The 18,483-nt window shown below is 72.7% G+C and carries 17 protein-coding genes; 5 read left to right on the top strand and 12 right to left on the bottom strand.

What is annotated here, in order from left to right; all coding sequences use genetic code 11:
• Positions 1 to 665: 665 nt before the first annotated feature.
• Both ACFWWR_RS28280 and ACFWWR_RS28275 read right to left on the bottom strand, forming a co-directional pair.
• Positions 666 to 1,955: a glucarate dehydratase family protein gene (locus ACFWWR_RS28280; protein ID WP_383867960.1), complete on the bottom strand. Its 1,290-nt coding sequence runs from the start codon at positions 1,953 to 1,955 to the stop codon at positions 666 to 668.
• Positions 1,952 to 2,848 (bottom strand): 5-dehydro-4-deoxyglucarate dehydratase, encoded by an 897-nt coding sequence (locus ACFWWR_RS28275; protein WP_383868000.1) that lies wholly within the window; start codon positions 2,846 to 2,848, stop codon positions 1,952 to 1,954. Before ACFWWR_RS28275 ends, ACFWWR_RS28280 begins: the two co-directional genes overlap by 4 nt.
• A gap of 150 nt (positions 2,849 to 2,998) precedes the next feature.
• Here ACFWWR_RS28275 and ACFWWR_RS28270 point away from each other — a divergent pair, with 150 nt between their 5' ends.
• Together ACFWWR_RS28270 and ACFWWR_RS28265 are read left to right on the top strand one after the other, a co-directional pair.
• Positions 2,999 to 3,781 (top strand): IclR family transcriptional regulator, encoded by a 783-nt coding sequence (locus tag ACFWWR_RS28270; protein WP_384306011.1) that lies wholly within the window; start codon positions 2,999 to 3,001, stop codon positions 3,779 to 3,781.
• Positions 3,782 to 3,969: 188 nt separating this feature from the next.
• Positions 3,970 to 5,307: an MFS transporter gene (locus tag ACFWWR_RS28265; RefSeq protein ID WP_383867964.1), complete on the top strand. Its 1,338-nt coding sequence runs from the start codon at positions 3,970 to 3,972 to the stop codon at positions 5,305 to 5,307.
• A 13-nt stretch (positions 5,308 to 5,320) separates the two neighbouring features.
• Here ACFWWR_RS28265 and ACFWWR_RS28260 read toward each other — a convergent pair whose 3' ends face one another.
• From ACFWWR_RS28260 to ACFWWR_RS28240, 5 genes are all read right to left on the bottom strand, one after another.
• A complete protein-coding gene (locus ACFWWR_RS28260; RefSeq protein ID WP_383867966.1) occupies positions 5,321 to 6,313 on the bottom strand; it encodes an adenosine deaminase in 993 nt (330 codons plus the stop codon).
• A 19-nt stretch (positions 6,314 to 6,332) separates the two neighbouring features.
• Positions 6,333 to 7,238 (bottom strand): ribonuclease Z, encoded by a 906-nt coding sequence (locus ACFWWR_RS28255; protein ID WP_383867968.1) that lies wholly within the window; start codon positions 7,236 to 7,238, stop codon positions 6,333 to 6,335.
• Positions 7,239 to 7,259: 21 nt separating this feature from the next.
• The gene (locus ACFWWR_RS28250) at positions 7,260 to 7,613 is read right to left on the bottom strand and encodes a histidine triad nucleotide-binding protein (protein WP_384306008.1); all 354 of its coding nucleotides are present in this window, start codon (positions 7,611 to 7,613) and stop codon (positions 7,260 to 7,262) included.
• Positions 7,614 to 7,801: 188 nt separating this feature from the next.
• Positions 7,802 to 11,026: a S41 family peptidase gene (locus tag ACFWWR_RS28245; protein WP_384306005.1), complete on the bottom strand. Its 3,225-nt coding sequence runs from the start codon at positions 11,024 to 11,026 to the stop codon at positions 7,802 to 7,804.
• An 86-nt stretch (positions 11,027 to 11,112) separates the two neighbouring features.
• A complete protein-coding gene (locus ACFWWR_RS28240) occupies positions 11,113 to 11,643 on the bottom strand; it encodes a hypothetical protein (protein ID WP_383867974.1) in 531 nt (176 codons plus the stop codon).
• Between the two features lie 80 nt (positions 11,644 to 11,723).
• Here ACFWWR_RS28240 and ACFWWR_RS28235 point away from each other — a divergent pair, with 80 nt between their 5' ends.
• Entirely contained in the window at positions 11,724 to 12,119 is a 396-nt protein-coding gene (locus ACFWWR_RS28235; protein ID WP_383867976.1) for a hypothetical protein, read from the top strand.
• Here ACFWWR_RS28235 and ACFWWR_RS28230 read toward each other — a convergent pair.
• The 5 genes from ACFWWR_RS28230 to hrcA all read right to left on the bottom strand — a co-directional run bounded on the left by ACFWWR_RS28230 (position 12,061) and on the right by hrcA (position 16,648).
• Positions 12,061 to 12,456, bottom strand: coding sequence for a VOC family protein (locus ACFWWR_RS28230; RefSeq protein WP_383867978.1), 396 nt, complete (start codon positions 12,454 to 12,456; stop codon positions 12,061 to 12,063). The genes ACFWWR_RS28235 and ACFWWR_RS28230 overlap by 59 nt on opposite strands.
• A 26-nt stretch (positions 12,457 to 12,482) precedes the next feature.
• A complete protein-coding gene (locus tag ACFWWR_RS28225) occupies positions 12,483 to 13,223 on the bottom strand; it encodes a 16S rRNA (uracil(1498)-N(3))-methyltransferase (RefSeq protein ID WP_383867980.1) in 741 nt (246 codons plus the stop codon).
• Positions 13,220 to 14,293, bottom strand: coding sequence for a nitronate monooxygenase (locus ACFWWR_RS28220; RefSeq protein ID WP_383867982.1), 1,074 nt, complete (start codon positions 14,291 to 14,293; stop codon positions 13,220 to 13,222). The genes ACFWWR_RS28225 and ACFWWR_RS28220 overlap by 4 nt, the downstream gene beginning before the upstream one ends.
• A gap of 201 nt (positions 14,294 to 14,494) precedes the next feature.
• Positions 14,495 to 15,631, bottom strand: coding sequence for a molecular chaperone DnaJ (gene dnaJ, locus ACFWWR_RS28215; protein WP_383867984.1), 1,137 nt, complete (start codon positions 15,629 to 15,631; stop codon positions 14,495 to 14,497).
• Positions 15,632 to 16,648 (bottom strand): heat-inducible transcriptional repressor HrcA, encoded by a 1,017-nt coding sequence (hrcA, locus tag ACFWWR_RS28210; RefSeq protein ID WP_383867986.1) that lies wholly within the window; start codon positions 16,646 to 16,648, stop codon positions 15,632 to 15,634. It abuts the gene before it with no gap.
• A 160-nt stretch (positions 16,649 to 16,808) separates the two neighbouring features.
• Between hrcA and ACFWWR_RS28205 the strand changes: the two genes are divergently transcribed.
• Both ACFWWR_RS28205 and ACFWWR_RS28200 read left to right on the top strand, forming a co-directional pair.
• On the top strand, positions 16,809 to 17,537 hold the full coding sequence (locus ACFWWR_RS28205) for an MBL fold metallo-hydrolase (protein WP_383867988.1): 729 nt from the start codon (positions 16,809 to 16,811) through the stop codon (positions 17,535 to 17,537).
• A 45-nt stretch (positions 17,538 to 17,582) separates the two neighbouring features.
• Positions 17,583 to 18,389, top strand: coding sequence for a DUF3097 domain-containing protein (locus tag ACFWWR_RS28200; protein ID WP_383867990.1), 807 nt, complete (start codon positions 17,583 to 17,585; stop codon positions 18,387 to 18,389).
• Positions 18,390 to 18,483: the final 94 nt, after the last annotated feature.

Raw genomic sequence — 18,483 nt, 5'->3', positions numbered from 1 at the left:
CAGGGCCACCGCGGTGGGTCCGGCCGGCCGCTGGTCCTGGCAGGGTCACCCTGGTCCCGGCCTGGCCACCCTGATCCCTGGCCGGGCCACCGCGGGTCCCGGCCAGGTCACCGCAGGCCCCGGCAGAGCCACCACGGCCCCGTCCAGCCCGCCCCTGGTCCGGCAACGCCACCACGGCCCCATCCGGCCCGCCCCTGGCCGCAGGACCGCCTTGGTCCCGGCCAGGCCACCGCAGGCCCCGGCAGAGCCACCACGGCCCCATCCGGCCCGCCGCTGACCCTGGCAGGGGCACCGGGGCCCCGTCCGGCCCGCCGCTGGCTCGGCAGAGCCACCGGGGTCGCGTCCGCCCCGCCGCAGGTCCGGCAGGGTCACCGCAGGTCCCGGCCGAGCCACCGAGGTCCCGTCCAGCCCCCCTCGTCCGGCAAGGCCACCGCAGGCCCCGGCCGGGCCACCGCAACACCGGCCGGGCCACCGCAGGCCCTGACCAGCCCACCGCAGGATGCGCTGTCCCGGGCGGCGGCCGGCCCCCGCCTACGTCCCGGGCGTCCGGCACCCGCCTGCGCGGCCTCCGGTGCCGTGGTCGCTGTCAGATCCTGCTCCGACCGTGTCCGGATCCGGTCGTCGCGGCCGTCGGCGCACCCCGGGCGGACGTCGGTCAGGGCCGCCTACCAGCGGGGGACGGCCGGCGGGACCCACCCGGGCTCGGCGACCCGCATCGCCGCCGCGTCGTCCCGCTCGCGCAGCGAACCGTCGTCGTCGAGCCAGCGCCGGTGAAGGAACCGGAGCCGGTCCCGGTCGAGTTCGACGCCCAGGCCGGGTGTGTCCGAGACGGTGACCTTGCCGCCCTCGAAGGTGAGGCGTTCGGTGAGGACGTCCTCCGACTGCCAGGGGTAGTGGGAGTCGCAGGCGTGGTGGAGGTTCGGGACGGTGGACGCGACATGGGTCATCGCGGCCAGCGAGATCCCGAGGTGGGTGTTGGAGTGCATGGACACCCCGACGCCGAAGGTGCGGCAGATCGCGGCGAGTTGCTGGGTGTTGCGCAGTCCGCCCCAGTAGTGGTGGTCGGAGAGCACCACCTGGACGGCACCGCGGGTGAACGCCTCCTTGATCTCGGCGAAGGTCGTCACGCACATGTTGGTGGCGAGGGGAACGTCCGTCCGAGCGGCGACCTCGGCCATGGCCGGAGTGCCGAGCGCGGGGTCCTCCAGGTACTCGAGGACGTCCCCGAGCTCCTTGGCCACCTTCAGCGAGGTCTCGACGCTCCACGCCCCGTTGGGGTCGAGCCGCAGCGGGTGTCCGGGGAACGCCGCCGCCAGCGCGCGTACGGCCGCGATCTCCTCGTCCGGCGGGAAGACGCCGCCCTTGAGTTTGAAGGAGGTGAAGCCGTACCGCTCGGTGAACTTCCGGGCCTGCTCGACGACCCCGGCCGGGTCGACGGCGACGCCCCAGTCGTCCTTCTCGGCCGGCACGCCCTCGGGATGGTCCGCCCACTTGTAGAAGAGGTACGCGCTGTACTCCACCGCGTCCCGCAGCTTGCCGCCCAGCAGGGCGTGCACGGGCAGGCCGAGCGCCTTGCCCAGCGCGTCGAGGCAGGCCACCTCGAAGGCGGACACGACGGACAGGCGCAGCTTGTCGGCGGTCTGGACGCCCCGCAGTCCGCCGACGTCGACCTGACCGGAGACCCGGGAGCTGTCGACGGCGACCTCGTCGGCGAGGACGAACAGTCCGTTCAGGTCGCTCACCTGACGTCCGACCAGCTTCTGCGCGAACGGCCGGGCCAGTTCCAGGTACTTGGTGTCGCCGTACGTCTCGCCGATGCCGGTGATCCCGTCGGCCGTCACCACCTCCACGATCAGCCGGGGCGTGTACGGCTGGTGCACGCCCTGGGTGTTCAGCAGCGGCGGGTCGGCGACCAGGATCGGTGTCAGCCGGACGTCCGCGATGGAGAGGTTCACAGGGTGGCTCCTACCAGGTCGAGTCCGGTGGTCAGCAGCTGTTCGAGCGCGGCCAGGTCGGCGGCCGAGGGGTCGGTGAGCGGGGCGCGCACGGGTCCCACCGGACGGCCGCGCAGCCGGGCCGCCGCCTTCACCAGGGACACGGCGTATCCGGGTACCCGGTCGCGGAGTTCGACGAGCGGGACGTAGAAGTCGCGCAGCAGCTTGTCGACCGTGCCGTCGTCGCCGCCCTGGAACGCAGTGAAGAAGGCGTTCGCGATCTCGGGGGCGAAGGCGTGGACGGCGGAGGAGTAGGCGGGGACGCCGACGGTGGCGTAGGCGCGGGCCTGGATCTCGGCGGTGGCGGCGCCGTTGAAGAAGAGGAAGTCCTCGGGGGCGGCGAGGGTGAGGCGCTGAAGCCGGTCGAGGTCGCTGTGGCCGTCCTTCAGGCCGATGACGGTCGGGATGTCGGCGACGCGCTTCAGGGAGGCGACCGTGAAGGCGACCTGCCCGCGCTGGTAGGCGATGAGCGGCAGCCGGGTGCGGGCCGCGATCTGCTCCAGCTGTGCGACGAGTCCGTCCTGCGGGGCGGCGACCAGGTAGTGCGGCAGGACGAGGAGCGCGTCGGCCCCGGCCTGCTCGGCGATGCGCGCGAACCGGACGGCCTGCGCCCAGCCGTAACCGGTCCCGGCGACGACGGGCACGCGCCCGCCGGCCTCCTCGACCGTGATGGTGACGACCTGCCGGTACTCGTCCTCGTCCAGCGAGAAGAACTCTCCGGTGCCGCAGGCGGGGAAGACGGCGCCCGGGCCGGTGGCAATCCGGTCCGCGACGTAGGCGCGGAAGCCGTCCGGGTCGAGGGAGCCGTCGTCGTGGAAGCTGGTCAGCGGGAACGACAGCACGCCGTTCACCATGCCCTTCCTCAGTTTCCGCGCCACGGCGCCGGTATCAGGACTCACCCTCACGCATCTCCCTATGTAGACGACATACACGTATGAAGATGAAGATTAGATAGGCGAACGATCCTCGTCAATGGGCCGGGCACCCGCGCTTACGATCGACGCATGTCAGAGACAGGGGGCGTCCGCGAGGTGAAGTCGGCCGCGCGCACGGTCGAGCTGCTGGAATTGCTCGCCGCGCGGGGCGACCGTCCGGCACGGCTGCAGGAGCTCGCCGACGAGCTGGGCGTGCCGCGCAGCTCGATGTACGCACTGCTGCAGACCCTCATCTCGCACGGCTGGGCCCGCACGGACGTCACCGGTTCCCTGTACGGCATCGGCATCCACGCCCTGCTCACCGGCACCAGCTACCTCGACTCCGACCCGCGCGTGCGCGTCGTACGGCCGTATCTCGACGAGGCGTCCCAGGCGCTGGGCGAGACGATCCACATGGGGCGGCTCGACGGCCGGGGCGTGGCGTATCTGGCGACGCGCGAGTCGCACGAGTACCTGCGGACCATCAGTCGGGTGGGGCGCCGGCTGCCGGCCCACGTGGGCGCGCTGGGCAAGGCGCTGCTGGCCGAACGGGACGACGCCGAACTGCCCGAGGGGCCGTACGAGGCACTCACCCCGAACTCCCACACCAGCCGCGCGTCACTGGCCGCGGACCTGGCGCGGATCCGCGCCCGCGGCTACTCGATCGACCGCGAGGAGGGCGTCCTCGGCATCGTCGGCTTCGGCTTCGCCCTGCGCTACGACTCCCCCGCCCAGGACGCCGTCAGCTGCTCGGTGCCGGTGGCCCGGCTGACCCCGGAGCACGAGGAGCGGATCGTCGCGGTCATGCGGGAGATCAGGGGCAAGATCGAGGCGATTTCCCCTGTGGCGGGCGGGGCCGTGCACTGGCGGTAGGCGATCACGAAACGCGCTCACCTACCCGGCGCCCCTCGCCTCAAACGCAACGTGCGCCACATCACACCCCCCGCGTTTCTTTCCCGAACCGCGTGCTTGATACAAATTGCCCGCGCGTTCCTGTCCGTCGACGGTCGTCGCCCAACCCCCTTTTTGAGCCGCTTCTTTCGCATGCCCTGGGAACGCCCGTGTTCGCCCGCACCACCACGCCCTGGCCCCTCGTTGCCCTTTTCATGGCCGGGTACCTCGCCCCGTACCTCCTCCCCACCACCGTCGGCAGGCTCGACTCGGGGCTGCCTCTGTCCGCCACACAGGCGGGAGCCATTGGCAGTGCCCTGCTGCTGAGTTCGGCGTCGGCGGGCTTCCTGCTCGCCTCCCGCGTCGAGCGGATCGGCGCCCGGACGCTGGCCCGCGCCGGACTGGCGCTGGCCGTTCTCGGCTACGGCACCGCCGCCCTCACCACCTCCGTCCCGGCCGTCGTCGCGGGCGCGCTGCTCGGCGGCTTCGGCTCCGGTACGGCCACCACGGTCGCCGCCACCGGGATCGCCGCCCAGCCGGACCCGCACCGCACGACCACGCTGGGCCTGCTGAGCGTCTCGGCGCTCGCGGGCACGGTCTATCTGACGGTTCCGCACCTCGGTCCCGGCCACGGGCTGCCGCTCGCCGCGATCGCCCTGACCGCGGCGGCCGTCTGGCCCCTGACGAGCCGTCTCCCGGTCCGTACGGCCACCACCCGGCAGACCCGCCGGAACCACGACCCGCTCCCCCACCTGCGCGCCGGTCTCGTCCTCGCCACCGCCATGCTGTTCTGGTCGCTCGCGCAGAACTCCCTGTGGGGTGTCAGCGGGCAGATCGGCCTCACACAGGCACGGCTGACGGAGACGACCGTCGGCGTCGTCTTCGCCGTGGCGCTGGGTGCCGGGCTCCTCGGAGTCGTCGGCGCCGGAGCGCTCGGGCCGCGACTCGGCCGGGCAGTGCCCGTCGGCGCGGGCACCGTCCTCATCGCCGGCTGCATCGCGCTGAGCGCGTCCGCGACCGACCTGGCGACCTTCGCGGGCGGCGAGATCGCCTGGAACACGCTGTACCCGATCGTCCTGTCGTACGTCATCGGCCTCGCCGCCTCCCTCGACCCGCGCGGCCGCTGGGCGGTGCTCGTCGGCTCGGCGGCCTCGCTCGGCACGGCGGCCGGGCCGCTCACCGGCAGTCTGCTGTCCGCCGAGGTCGGCTTCCCGGCCATGGGCGCGCTCCTCGCCCTCGGTCTCCTGGTGGTCACCCTCCCGATGACCGCCGTGGCCCTGCACACCGGCGGGCGCCCGCTGCTCACCGGCGCGGTGCGCCGCCGGGGCGGCACCCCGGCCGCCGTGGTCGCCGCCTCGACCGGCACCCCGGCCGACGCGCTCCCGCGGGCCGGCGTCCCCGAGCAGCCGGTCGTGGAGATCCCGATCGACGCCCCGGCCGTCCCCGCCCAGCGGTCCTACGACACGGCAGGACCCCGGCAGGCGGGCACCGCCGCACCGGGGTCCTGACGAACCGACGGGCCTACGGGAAGACGTACGCCTCCACCTCGGCCAGACAGCGCGCCCGCCGCTCCTCGTCGTGCTCCAGGAAGGACGCGACGAAGGAGTTGCGGGCCAGCTCGCGCAGCCGGTCCTCGCCGAGGCCCAGCGCCTGGCGTACGGCGTCGAAGTTGTCGCCCGCGTAACCACCGAAGTAGGCCGGATCGTCGGAGTTGACCGTGCACAGCAGCCCGGCCTCCAGCATCGCGGGCAACGGGTGCTCGGCGAGGACGTCGACGGCACGCAGCCGGACGTTGGAGAGGGGGCAGAGGGTCAGCGGGACGCGGTCCCGGACGAGCCGCTCGACCAGTTCGGGGGACTCCATGCAGCGCAGCCCATGGTCGATCCGCTCGACCCCGAGCACGTCCAGGGCCTCGGTGATGTACTCCGGCGGCCCCTCTTCGCCTGCATGCGCCACTCGCCTCAGCCCCAAGGCCGCTGCCGAGTCGTACACCTCCCGGAACTTCACCGGCGGATGCCCGACCTCGGCCGAGTCGAGCCCGATGCCGACGATCCGGTCGAGGTACGGCTTCGCCGCTTCCAGGGTCTCCAGCGCCGACTCGGCGGACTCGTCGCGCAGGAAGCACATGATCAGCTGGGTGGAGACGCCATGTGCGGCCTCGCTGTCCCCCAGCGCCCGCCACAGTCCCTCCACGACCGTTCCCATGCCGACGCCCCGCGCCATGTGGGCCTGCGGGTCGAAGAAGATCTCCGCGTGCCGCACGCCCTGCGCGGCGGCGCGGGCGAGGTAGGCGTTCGCGAGGTCCGCGAAGTCCTGCTCGGTGCGGAGCACGGCCATGAGCTCGTAGTACAGATTCAGGAAGGACTGGAGGTCCTCGAACCGGTACGCCTTGCGCAGCTCGTCCGTGTCGGCGTACGGCAGTTCGACGCCGTTGCGGGCGGCCAGCTCGAAGGCCAGCTCCGGCTCCAGGGTGCCTTCGATATGGAGGTGCAGTTCAGCTTTGGGGAGGGACATCGAAGCATGGTACGGCGGTTCACCGACGCTTCGGAACCGGGACCCTCAGCAGATCGTGCGCCACCGTCAGCTCGCCCTCGAACCCGGCGGCCCGCGCCTGCCGCTCGAACTCCTCCGGCTCGGAGTAGCGCTGACTGAAGTGGGTGAGCACGAGGTGCCGTACACCGGCGTCCCGCGCGACCCGCGCGGCCTGACCGGCGGTCAGGTGGCCGTGTTCGACGGCCAGTTGCTCGTCCTCGTCCAGGAACGTCGACTCGATGACCAGCAGGTCGCAGCCCTCGGCCAGCGCGTGCACGCCGTCGCACAGCCGGGTGTCCATGACGAACGCGAACCGCTGCCCGCGGCGGGTCTCGCTGACGTCGTCGAGGGAGACACCGCCGAGAATCCCCTCGCGCTGGAGGCGGCCGACGTCCGGGCCCTTGATGCCGTGCGCGGCGAGCCGGTCGGGCAGCATGCGGCGGCCGTCCGGCTCGATGAGCCGATAGCCGTAGGACTCGACGGGGTGGGAGAGCTTGCGCGCGTCCAGGGTGTAGCCGGGGGTTTTGGCGATCGTCCCGTCCGCCGCCACCGGCGCCTCGACGAGCTCGACCGTCTCGCGGTAGGCGGTGGCGTACCGCAGCCGGTTGAAGAAGCGCTGCCCGGAGCGCGGGTAGTGGGCGGTGACCTCGTGCGGGACCCGGTCGAGGTTGATCCGCTGGATGACGCCGGCCAGACCCAGCGAGTGGTCGCCGTGGAAGTGCGTGACACAGATCCGGTTCAGGTCGTGCGCGGCGACCCCGGCGCGCAGCATCTGCCGCTGCGTGCCCTCGCCGGGGTCGAACAGGATGCCCTCGCCGTCCCACCGCAGCAGGTAGCCGTTGTGGTTGCGGTGCCGGGTCGGGACCTGGCTGGCGGTGCCGAGGACGACCAGTTCACGTACGGACACGGTGACTTACGTCCCTCCGGGTCAACCGGGAGGCCACTGCAGGCCGCGGCCGCCGAGGACGTGCGCGTGCACGTGCCAGACGGTCTGCCCGGCGCCGCTGCCGGTGTTGAAGACGATGCGGTAGCTCTCCAGCTTCTCGTCGTCGGCGACGGCCTGGGCCTCGCGCAGGACGTCGGCGGCGAGCTCCGGCGAGTCGGTGGCGAGCGCGCCGGCGTCCTTGTGGTGGGCCTTCGGGATCACCAGGACGTGCGTGGGCGCCTGGGGGTTGATGTCCCGGAACGCGACGGTGGTGTCGGTCTCACGGACGATCGTCGCCGGGATGCTCCCCGCGACGATCTTGCAGAACAGACAGTCGTCCTGCGGTTCCCCTGCCATGCGTGTGCCTCCTTCACGCCGGTGATCTCTTATCGGGGCATGCTAGTCGCCCAGCCGCGGGCAGTCGTGCCGCTGGGGCGATGGGGGTCCCCCCGCTCGAGCGAAGCCGAGAGTGGGGGAGGGTGGGCGCGGGCGGCACCCCGTAGCGCCGGGCTGCGCGACCCACCCCCGTCCAGCCCCACGCCGGGCTACGGCAGACTCGGCGGAACCTTCGCCGGCGCCGACTCCAACGCCGCCAACGCCAGCCGAACCGCCTCGTCCAGCTGCGCGTCCCGCCCCGCCGCGTGGTCCTGGGGCCGCTGCACGACCTCCACGTCCGGGTCGACCCCGTGGTTCTCGACCCCCCACTCGTATCCCTCCAGCCAGAACGCGTACTTCGGCTGAGTGATCAGCGTCCCGTCGACCAGCCGGTACCGGCTGTCGATGCCGATCACCCCGCCCCACGTCCGCGTACCGACCACCGGCCCGATCCCCAGCGCCTTGATCGCCGCGTTGACGATGTCCCCGTCCGAGCCGGAGAACTCGTTGGCGACGGCGACGACCGGCCCGCGGGGCGCGTCGTGCGGATAGCTGTAGGGCCGCATCCCGCGCGGCACGGCCCAGCCGACGATCCGCCGGGCCAGCTTCTCGACGACGAGCTGGGACGTGTGCCCGCCGCGGTTCTCGCGGACGTCCACGACCAGCCCCTCCCGGGCCACCTCCACCCGCAGGTCGCGGTGGATCTGGGCCCAGCCGGGCGCCTGCATGTCCGGCACGTGGAGGTAGCCCAGCCGTCCGCCTGACTTCTCGTGGACGTACGCCCGCCGGTCCGCGACCCACGCGTGATAGCGCAGCGGTTCCTCGTCCGCCGTGGGGACGACCACCGCGTGCCGCACCTCGCCCCCGCCGGACGGCGAGATCGTCAGCTCGACCGGCTTGCCCGCCGTACCGACGAGCAGCGGGCCCGGCCCGGTCACCGGGTCGACCGGCATCCCGGCCACCGCCACGATCGCGTCCCCGGCGCGCACCGCGACACCGGGCGCGGCCAGCGGGGAGCGGGCGTCCGGGTCGGAGGTCTCGGTCGGCAGGATGCGGTCGATGACCCACCTGCCTTCCTCATGACGGGAGATGTCCGCACCGAGCAGCCCCTGCCGGGGCCCGCCGCCGTGGCCGCCGCGCGGGACGACGTAGGCGTGCGAGGTGCCGAGTTCGCCCTGGACCTCCCACAGCAGGTCGACGAGGTCGTCGTGGGTGGCGACGCGGTCCAGCACGGGACGGTAGCGGTCGAGGACGCCGGCCCAGTCGACCCCGTTCATGTCCGGGCGCCAGAAGTGGTCCCGCATGACGCGGCCGGTCTCCTCGTACATCTGCCGCCACTCGGCCGCCGGGTCGACGGTCTGCCGTACGCGGGTGAGGTCGACGGTGATGTTCGTGTCGCTGTCGTCGTCGTTCGAGGCACGCCGGTCGCTGGGAACCACCTTGAGCCGGCCGTCGGTCCACAGCAGGACCCGCTTGCCGTCGCCGCTGACGGCGAAGTGGTCGGCGTCGACGGCGAGGTGCTCGATGCGCTGCTGGGCGAGGTCGTAGCGCTCCAGCTCGGTGTGCGGGTCCGGGTCGTCCGGGGTCGCCCGGGAGGAGCCGAGGACACCGCGCACCGGGTGCCGCAGCCACAGCACGCCGTCCTTCGCCGCCCGCAGGTTGGAGTAGCGGGCCGCCTCTACCGGGAAGGGCACGATCCGGTCGGCGAGGCCGTCCAGGTCGATGCGGGTGGCCGGGGTGCCCTCGCTGTCGGGTGTCTCGTCCTTGTCGGGCGCCTCGAAGGGGCGGCCGTGCCGCTGCGGACCGAACGGCGACGGCGTGGTCGCGGCCAGCGTGATCAGGTGCGGGCGGTCGCCGACCACGAAGGCCAGGTCGAAGACGTGCTCGTCGTAGACCGGGTCGAAGGAGCGGTTGGAGAGGAAGGCGAGGTGCTTGCCGTGCAGGGTGAACGCCGGGGCGTAGTCCCGGAACCGGAGCGGGGTCGCCTCGGTGACCGACAGGTCGGTGGTGTTGGCGAGCCGGAGCTGGCGCAGCGGGCCCGGGCCGGGGTGCGACCAGGCGAGCCAGGCCGAGTCGGGTGAGAAGACCAGCCCGGTGGCGTCCCCCTCCTCGCTGCGGTCGACCTCGCGGACCTCGCCCGTCTCGCGTTCGACGAGCAGGACGCGTCCGTCGTGCGCGGCGACCGCGGCCCGGCTGCCGTCGGGTGCCATGGCGAGCCCGAGGACCCGGCCGAGCTGCCCGCCGGCGAGCCGGCGCGGGGTGGCGCCGGGCGCGTGGCCGGTGGCGGGCGCGAACTCCAGGGCGTCCTCGCCCTCGGCGTCCGTCACCCACACCACCCACTCCTCGCCCTCGGCGCGGAAGGTGCGGGGCAGCCGGGCGCGGACCCCGGGTTCGGCGGAGAGTGCGCGGGCCGGTCCGGCCCGGTGGGTCACCCAGTGCACGGCTCCGCGCACGGCGACCGCGCTGCCGCGCGCGGTGTGGTCGGGGGCGGCCGATCCGAACCAGCGGGAGGCGTTCACCGTGAACGGCTGCCGGTCGGTGCGCTGCCCGCCGAGCCGCACGTCGAGCCGGCGGGGCTCGGCGCCGTCGAGGTCGTCCAGGATCCACAGTTCACCGGCGGACGCGTACACGACCCGGGTGCCGTCACCGGCGGCGTGCCGGGCGTAGAAGCCGTCGAGTGGAGTGTGCCGCCGCAGGTCGGAGCCGTCGGCGAGGGAGGAATACAGCGCGCCGACGCCCTCGTGGTCGGACAGGAAGGCGATCCGGTCGCCCGTCCACACGGGGTACTCGATGTTCCCGTCCAGCTCTTCGTGCAGCCGCACGAACTCGCCGGCACCCTCCCCGTCGCGGGCGTCCCTGTCGATCCAGAGCTTGCCCGCCGTACCGCCCCGGTACCGCTTCCACCAGGCCGCCTCGCGCCCCATCGGCGCGGACAGCAGGACCGTGCCGGGGCCTCCGTGGGCGACATCGCCGACGGGTCCGTACGGCAGGGTCGTGCCGGGGCCGCCGTCGAGCGGGATCGCGCGGGCCCAGCTGCGGCGCAGGCTGGCCTGGCCGTAGGTGCTGAGGGCGAGGACCTCGCCGTCCGCGGTCCAGCCGCGCACCTGGGTGCGTGAACTGCCCCAGTGCGTCAGTCGTTTGGCGGGGCCGCCGTCCACCGGGGCGATGTGCACCTCGGGGGCGCCGTCGCGGGTGGAGGTCCAGGCGACGGTGGTGCCGTCGGGCGAGATGCGGGGGTGGGTGACCGGCACGTTGTCGGCGCTGACCCGCCAGGCCCGGCCGCCGTCGAGCGGGGCGAGCCAGACGTCGTCCTCGGCGGTGAAGGCGACCAACTCGCCGTGCAGGTGGGGGAATCGGAAATACGCTGAGGTTGCGGCGGTCGCTGACTGTGTCACCCGATCACCCTATGCACGCGCGGCGACCGGTGACAGTCGTTTGAACCAGGTTTGGATCACGCGACCAGCCGCCCCGGACGGTTGGCTCACTTGCCTTCCGGCCAGCACTGGGGTGCCTTCTGGCAGTAGACGGTCTTGGTGACGGTCACCGTCACCGTCGGCCCGGGCTGACCGGGGTTGTCGACGGGCGGGGTGGTCCGCGACTCGCAGTTCCCGAGCCCCTCCACGTGGAACCACTGCTTGCCGTCGATCTTGGCGGTCAGGTCCCCGCGCACACAGGCGCCGCTGACCGCGCGGGTGACCTTGCCCGTGACGGTGATGTCCTTGCCGTCGTCGGTCTCGCCCTGGCAGTCGACATCGGCGACGGCGTTCTCGGTGGCCGTGGGCGTCGAGCCGCTGTCGCCGTACGAGGCCGTGCAGTTGAGCCAGCGCACGTCGGCCTTCTGCCGCTCCAGCTCGTCGGTCACGGTCTGGTCGGTCGTGTACGCCACGGTCGCGGAGTTCAGCCCGCTCGGATCGCAGGCGACCGTGCCACCCACGGCGAGCACGCCCAGAGTCGCCACAGCCGCCACTCGCCGCCCGAGCGGCCGACGCCGCATCCTCGTCAACGCCCCCATGCAGGGCAGCCTGCCACCGTCCCGCCCGTCGCGGTAGAGCGCATACGGCCACTTGCGCGCCCCGCGTCTACCGTGGACGGATGCGCAAGGACCACAGTCTCAGAAGGCTCGTCGTGGACGAGCGGACCGTCTACCTGTGGAACGTCCGCCACCGGCACGACGACGGCCAGCCCTGCCGCGAGACCCTCACCCTGCTCCGTGACGGCGTCCGCACCCGGGTCGTCTTCCGTTCCGGCCCGGGACGCGACGCCGGCGGCGGCTACCCCGGCCACTCGGGCGGCGTGAGCGACACCCAGCACTACGTCAACCTGAACGAACCCGGCGTCGTACGCGCCCTGGTCGACGAGGCCGCGAAGCGCGGACTGCTGTCCGGCGGCGGCGAGTTGGACGGCTGGGAACTGCTGCCCGCCGTGGCCGTCAGCCGCGCAGCAGCAGCCACTCCTGAAGCTCCACCAGATTGCCCTCAGGGTCCTTGAGGTGCGCGACCCGCATCCGGTCGGTCATCGGGGCCGGGCCGTGCAGCAGGGTCGCTCCGCGGGTGGTGATCTGCTCGCAGTAGGCGTCCAGGGCGTCGACGCGCAGCACCACCAGGGAGCGGTGGCCGGTAGCCGCGTCACCCAGTTCGTCGCCGAGAACCTCGGACATCATGGCCCGGTCCTGGAGGGCGATTCCGGCGGAGCCGGTGGACGGGCTGAACTTCTCGTACGGCCCCTCCGCCGTCCCCGACTGCGGCTTCAGGCCGAGGACTTCTGCGTAGAAGCGGTAGCAGGCGGCGAAGTCGCTGACGAGCAGGCGTACCTGGGCGAGTTCCACGAACGGTTCTCCTGGTGGCAGACGTTTCAGGACCAGCGGCCGGTGCGGCCGAGGAGCAGGGCGGTCGCCGCGGTCCCGGCGGTCGACGTCCGGAGGACGGTGGGTCCGAGCCGGTACGCCTTCGCGCCCGCCTCCTCGAAGAGCGCCAGCTCCTCGGGGGAGACGCCGCCTTCGGGGCCGACGACGAGCACGATCCCGCCCTCGGCGGGCAGTTCTGCGGTGGCCAGGGTCTCTTCGCCGCTCTCGTGCAGTACGGCGGCGAAGTCGGCTTCGGCGAGAAGTGCCGCAACCTGCTTGCTCGTCGCCGCGTCCGCGACCTCGGGGAAGCGCACCCGGCGGGACTGCTTGCCGGCCTCCCGGGCGGTGGCCCGCCACTTGCCGAGCGCCTTCAGGCCGCGGTCGCCCTTCCACTGCGTGATGCAGCGGGAGGCCGCCCAGGGCACGATCGCGTCGACGCCGGTCTCGGTCATCGTCTCGACGGCCAGCTCGCCGCGGTCGCCCTTGGGAAGGGCCTGGACGACGGTGATGCGGGGGGACTGCGGGGGTTCCTCACGGATGCCGGTCAGGTGGACGATCAGCCGGTCCTTGCCCTCGGTGCCGACCACCTCGCACTCGGCCCAGCGCCCGGCACCGTCGGTGAGGACGACGCTCTCCCCGGGCTTCAGCCGCTTCACGGAGACGGCGTGGCGCCCCTCGGGCCCGTCGAGGACGTACTGCCCGCCGCCGCCCGCGTCGAAGTGCTCGACGACGAACACCGGCGCCGTCATCGCGCCCCGCCCCACGACAACGCTGTCCAGGCGGCGGCGAGTTCGGACGCCAGCACCTCCACCAGCTGTCCGGCGGGCAGCTCGCGGGCCATCCGGTGGCCCTGGCCCGCCCACAGCGCCATGCCCTGCGCGTCGCCCGCCTTGGCGGCCGCCTTGCGCAGCGGCGCGGTCAGGTGGTGGATCTCCGGGTAGGCGGCGGGCGCGTAGGGGCCGTGCTCGCGCAGGAAGCGGTTGACCAGTCCGCGGGCCGGGCGGCCGGAGAAGGCGCGGGTCAACTCGGTACGCACGTAGAGGGGATTGGTCAGCGCCTGCTTGTGCACGGCGGACGCGCCGGACTCGGGGGTGGCGAGGAACGCCGTGCCGAGCTGGGCCGCGCTCGCGCCCGCGGCGAGCACGCCGGCGATCTGGCCGCCGCGCATGATGCCGCCGGCGGCGACGATCGGGATGCCCACGGTCTCGCGGACCTGCGCTATCAGGGAGAGGAGGCCGATGCCCGAGCCGTCGGTCCCCGGGATGTCGCGGTGGGTGCCCTGGTGGCCGCCCGCCTCCACGCCCTGGGCGATCACCGCGTCGGCACCCGCCTGCTCGACCGCGAAGGCTTCCTCGGCGGTGGTCGCGGTGACCAGGGTGAAGGTGCCGGCCCGGCGCAGCGAGTCCAGGAGATCCCGGCTCGGCACGCCGAAGTGGAACGAGACCACCGGCACCGGGTTGTCGAGCAGCACCGCGAGCTTGGCCTCGTAGCCGTCGTCACGCCCGCTCTCGGGGTCACCCAGCTCGGTCTCGTACCAGGCGGCCTCGCCGGCCAGCTGATGGGCGTACACGTCGACGGCGGCCGGGTCCGCGTACTCCGGCTGCGGCATGAACAGGTTCACGCCGAAGGGGCGGGCCGTCAGGCTCCGCAGCTGCTTGATCTCCTGGTACAGGCCGTCGGCCGTCTTGTACCCGGCAGCGAGGAACCCCAGCCCGCCGGCCTCGCACACGGCGGCGGCGAGCGTCGGTACGGAGACACCGCCCGCCATGGGGGCCTGCACGATCGGGTGGGGGAAGAGATCGGTCAGTGCGGAGGACATGACGGCATGTTGTCACGTCCTCCGAACAAGTCCGAATCGACCCTTCCCCTTGGCACACGCCACTGCAACCGGCGTGCTTTCAGCCCGTCCGGCGCTTGAGGACGAGGCCCTTCGGCCGAAGCGGGGGTCTGGGGGCGCAGCCCCCAGGGACGGGAAGGGAAGGGGCGGCGGGGGCGAGAAAGGCCACCCGCAGCCCACCCGTCAACGACCGTTGAACGCGTCCTTCAACCGCGAGAACAACCCTTGCTGCCCCGGCTGGAACTGCCCCGTGGGCCGCTCCTCACCCCGCAGCTTGGCCAGCTCACGCAGCAGGCGTTCCTGCTCGGGGTCGAGCTTGTTCGGGGTCTGGACCTCGACGTGGACGATCAGGTCGCCGCGTCCGCCGCCGCGCAGGTGCGTGACGCCCCGGCTGTGCAGCGGGATCGACTGTCCGGACTGGGTGCCGGGCCGGATGTCGACCTCTTCCAGGCCGTCCAGCGTCTCCAGCGGGACCTTGGTGCCGAGGGAGGCCGCGGTCATCGGGATGGTGACCGTGCAGTGCAGGTCGTCACCCCGCCGCTGGAACTGCGAGTGCGGCAGCTCGTGGATCTCGACGTACAGGTCACCGGCGGGACCGCCACCGGGCCCGACCTCGCCCTCGCCGGCCAGCTGGATGCGGGTGCCGTTGTCGACACCGGCGGGGATCTTGACGGTCAGGGTCCGACGGGACCGGACGCGGCCGTCGCCGGCGCACTCCGGGCACGGCGTCGGGACGACCGTGCCGAAGCCCTGGCACTGCGGGCAGGGGCGCGAGGTCATGACCTGGCCCAGGAAGGACCGCGTCACCTGCGACACCTCACCGCGACCGCGGCACATGTCACACGTCTGCGCGGAGGTCCCCGGCGCCGCACCCTCACCGCTACAGGTGGTGCAGACGATCGCGGTGTCGACCTGGATGTCCTTCGTCGTGCCGAAGGCCGCCTCGTCGAGCTCGATCTCCAGCCGGATCATCGCGTCCTGGCCGCGCCGGGTCCGCGAGCGCGGACCCCGCTGGGACGCCGTACCGAAGAAGGCGTCCATGATGTCCGAGAAGTTCCCGAAGCCGCCGGCGCCGAAGCCGCCCGCGCCTTGGCCGCCCGCCTGGGACAGGGGATCCCCGCCGAGGTCGTAGACCTGCTTCTTCTGCGGGTCCGACAACACCTCGTAGGCGGCGTTGATCTCCTTGAACCGCTCCTGGGTCTTCGGATCGGGGTTGACGTCCGGGTGCAGCTCGCGTGCGAGCCGCCGGAAGGCCTTCTTGATCTCTTCCTGCGACGCGTCGCGGCGCACGCCGAGAACGGCGTAGTAGTCCGTGGCCACTTACGACTCCGCCAGGATCTGTCCGACGTACCGTGCCACTGCGCGTACCGCTCCCATCGTTCCCGGGTAATCCATGCGGGTCGGTCCGACCACGCCGAGCTTGGCTACTGCCTCGCCGCCCGAACCGTAGCCGACCGACACCACCGAAGTGGAGTTGAGTCCCTCGTAGGCGTTCTCGTGACCGATGCGTACGGTCATGCCCGAATCCCCCGCCTCGCCAAGGAGCTTGAGGAGCACGACCTGCTCCTCGAGGGCTTCCAGGACGGGCCGGATGGTGAGGGGAAAGTCATGTCCGAAGCGGGTGAGATTGGCGGTGCCGCCGATCATCAACCGCTCCTCGTTCTCCTCGACGAGCGTCTCCAGCAGCGTGGAGAGCACCATCGAGACGGTGCCGCGATCCTCGGCGTCGAAGCCCTCGGGCAGGTCCTCCACCAGATGCGGCACGTCGGCGAAGCGACGGCCGGCGATCCGGCTGTTGAGCCGCGCCCGAAGATCGGCCAGCGAGGCCTCGCCGAACGGCGCCGGGCAGTCGACCATCCGCTGCTCGACCCGTCCCGTGTCCGTGATCAGAACGAGCATCACGCGCGCGGGGGCGAGGGAGAGCAGCTCGACGTGCCGCACCGTCGACCGTGTGAGCGACGGGTACTGCACGACGGCGACCTGCCGCGTCAGCTGCGCGAGCAGCCGCACGGTCCGCGCCACCACGTCGTCGAGATCGACCGCGCCGTCCAGGAAGTTCTGGATCGCGCGCCGCTCGGGTCCGGTCATCGGCTTGACCCCGGCCAGCTTGTCGACGAACAGCCGATAGCCCTTGTCGGTCGGGATCCGCCCCGCGCTGGTGTGCGGCTGGGCGATGTACCCCTCGTCCTCCAGGGCGGCCATGTCGTTGCGCACGGTCGCCGGGGAGACACCGAGGTTGTGCCGCTCGGTGAGCGCCTTGGAGCCGACCGGCTCCTCGGTGCCGACGTAGTCCTGGACGATGGCGCGCAGCACCTGGAGCCTGCGTTCACTCAGCATCGCGCACACCTCCAGAAAGTCGACCCCTTGCGCTTCGCCTGGCACTCGTCACATCCGAGTGCCAGCGCACCCCGGCCAGTGTACGGCCGTGGGGTACGCCCGGGGCAAGGCCGGGCCTGCGATGCCGTGCCCGTGGAGGCTTCCCCGCTAGCGTCGCGGTATGACGGTGACTTGGGAAGAGCTGGGGTGGGAGCGGCTGGCGACCGGGGTCGGCCGGTGCCGCCTGCCGGTGTGGGACTGCACGGCGGGGCTGGTCGTCGGGGCGGGCGCGGCCCTGGTGGTCGACGCCGGGTCGAGCCTGGCGGAGGGGGCGCGGGTGCGGGCGCGGGCGCAGGAACTCGCCGGTCGTCGTGTGACCCATCTCGCGCTGACGCATCCGCACTTCGACCATGTCTTCGGGGCGGCGGCGTTCGCGGGTGCGGAGGTTTTCGGCGCGGTCGGCGTCGAGACGGTGTTCACCGCCCGGCAGGGGCGTGAGGAACTGCGCGCGGACGCGGTGGGCAACGGGCTCGACGCGCGCCTGGCCGACGAGGCGGTCGACGCCCTGACGGTCCCCCGCCACCACGTCTCCGGCGAGTGGACGCTCGACCTGGGCGGCGGCCGCCAGGTCCTGCTGGCGAACGTGGGCCCCGCCCACACGGCCCACGACCTCGTGGTCCTCGTCCCCGGCTCGCCGGAGGTGGTCTTCTGCGGCGACCTGGTCGAGGAGTCCGGCGAACCCCAGGCGGGCCCCGACGCCGTACCGTCCCACTGGCCGGCCGCCCTCGACCGCCTGCTGGACCTGGGCGGCGAGGACGCGCTGTACGTGCCCGGTCACGGAGCGGTGGTGGACGCGGCGTTCGTCCGGGCGCAGCGGGACGCCCTGGCCGGGCGTTTCGGCGTGTCGTGACGGCCCCGCGTCGTCTCCACGGCGTCTTCTCCTATCGTCATCCGAATGCGCCAGTACTCTGCGGACCTGACTCCGCCGTGGAAGAAGCCCACGCCCGCACCCGAGGTCGCTGCGGAGCCCGGCCTGGTGGTGGAGGAGGCGGGGACGGGCTTCTGCGGTGCGGTGATCCGCTGCGAGGCGGGCACGGTCACCCTGGAGGACCGCTTCGGCAAGCACCGCGTGTTCCCCCTGGAGCCCCGCGGCTTCCTCCTGGAGGGCCGGGTGGTGACCCTCGTACGCTCCGCCGGCCGGGCTCCGGTGCGCCCCACCCGTACGGCCTCCGGCTCGGTCGCCGTCCCCGGCGCACGCGCGCGCGTGGCCCGCGCCGGACGCATCTACGTCGAGGGCCGGCACGACGCCGAACTGGTCGAGAAGGTGTGGGGCGACGACCTGCGCATCGAGGGCGTGGTCGTGGAGTACCTGGAGGGCGTCGACGACCTCCCGGCCATCGTCGCGGAGTTCGCGCCGGGCCCCGACGCCCGCCTGGGCATCCTGGTGGACCACCTGCTTCCCGGCACCAAGGAGTTCCGTATCGCCGAGTCGGTGACCAGCGACCACGCGCTGGTCGTCGGCCACCCGTACATCGACATCTGGGAGGCCGTGAAGCCCGCGGCGGTGGGCATCGATGCCTGGCCCCGCGTCCCGCACGGCCAGGACTGGAAGACGGGCGTGTGCCGGGCCCTGGGCTGGCCGGAGAACACGGGCGCGGTGTGGCAGGCGATCCTGAAGCGGGTGAACTCCTACCGGGACCTGGAGCCGGAGCTGCTGGGCCGCGTGGAGGAACTGATCGACTTCGTCACGGCCCCGGAGTGACCGCCCCCGCCGCCCCTTCCCGTTCCCGTCCTTCTGGGGCTCCGCCCCAGACCCCGCTCCTCAAACGCCGGAGGGGCTGAAATCAGCCCGTCCG

The organism is Streptomyces sp. NPDC058678 (assembly GCF_042714835.1).
In the GTDB taxonomy this organism is placed as follows: Bacteria; Actinomycetota; Actinomycetes; order Streptomycetales; family Streptomycetaceae; genus Streptomyces.
Note: the sequence above shows the minus strand (reverse complement) of the source record. Positions and strands in the feature narration are given on the sequence as shown.

Bases quoted from the DNA above. Each gene is read 5' to 3' on its own strand.
- ACFWWR_RS28275 (WP_383868000.1), bottom strand. From the start codon at position 2,848: ATGGTGAACGGCGTGCTGTCGTTCCCGCTGACCAGCTTCCACGACGAC.
- ACFWWR_RS28270 (WP_384306011.1), top strand. From the start codon at position 2,999: ATGTCAGAGACAGGGGGCGTCCGCGAGGTGAAGTCGGCCGCGCGCACG.
- ACFWWR_RS28260 (WP_383867966.1), bottom strand. From the start codon at position 6,313: ATGTCCCTCCCCAAAGCTGAACTGCACCTCCATATCGAAGGCACCCTG.
- ACFWWR_RS28250 (WP_384306008.1), bottom strand. From the start codon at position 7,613: ATGGCAGGGGAACCGCAGGACGACTGTCTGTTCTGCAAGATCGTCGCG.
- ACFWWR_RS28240 (WP_383867974.1), bottom strand. From the start codon at position 11,643: ATGGGGGCGTTGACGAGGATGCGGCGTCGGCCGCTCGGGCGGCGAGTG.
- ACFWWR_RS28235 (WP_383867976.1), top strand. From the start codon at position 11,724: ATGCGCAAGGACCACAGTCTCAGAAGGCTCGTCGTGGACGAGCGGACC.
- ACFWWR_RS28225 (WP_383867980.1), bottom strand. From the start codon at position 13,223: ATGACGGCGCCGGTGTTCGTCGTCGAGCACTTCGACGCGGGCGGCGGC.
- ACFWWR_RS28220 (WP_383867982.1), bottom strand. From the start codon at position 14,293: ATGTCCTCCGCACTGACCGATCTCTTCCCCCACCCGATCGTGCAGGCC.
- hrcA (WP_383867986.1), bottom strand. From the start codon at position 16,648: ATGCTGAGTGAACGCAGGCTCCAGGTGCTGCGCGCCATCGTCCAGGAC.
- ACFWWR_RS28205 (WP_383867988.1), top strand. From the start codon at position 16,809: ATGACGGTGACTTGGGAAGAGCTGGGGTGGGAGCGGCTGGCGACCGGG.
- ACFWWR_RS28200 (WP_383867990.1), top strand. From the start codon at position 17,583: ATGCGCCAGTACTCTGCGGACCTGACTCCGCCGTGGAAGAAGCCCACG.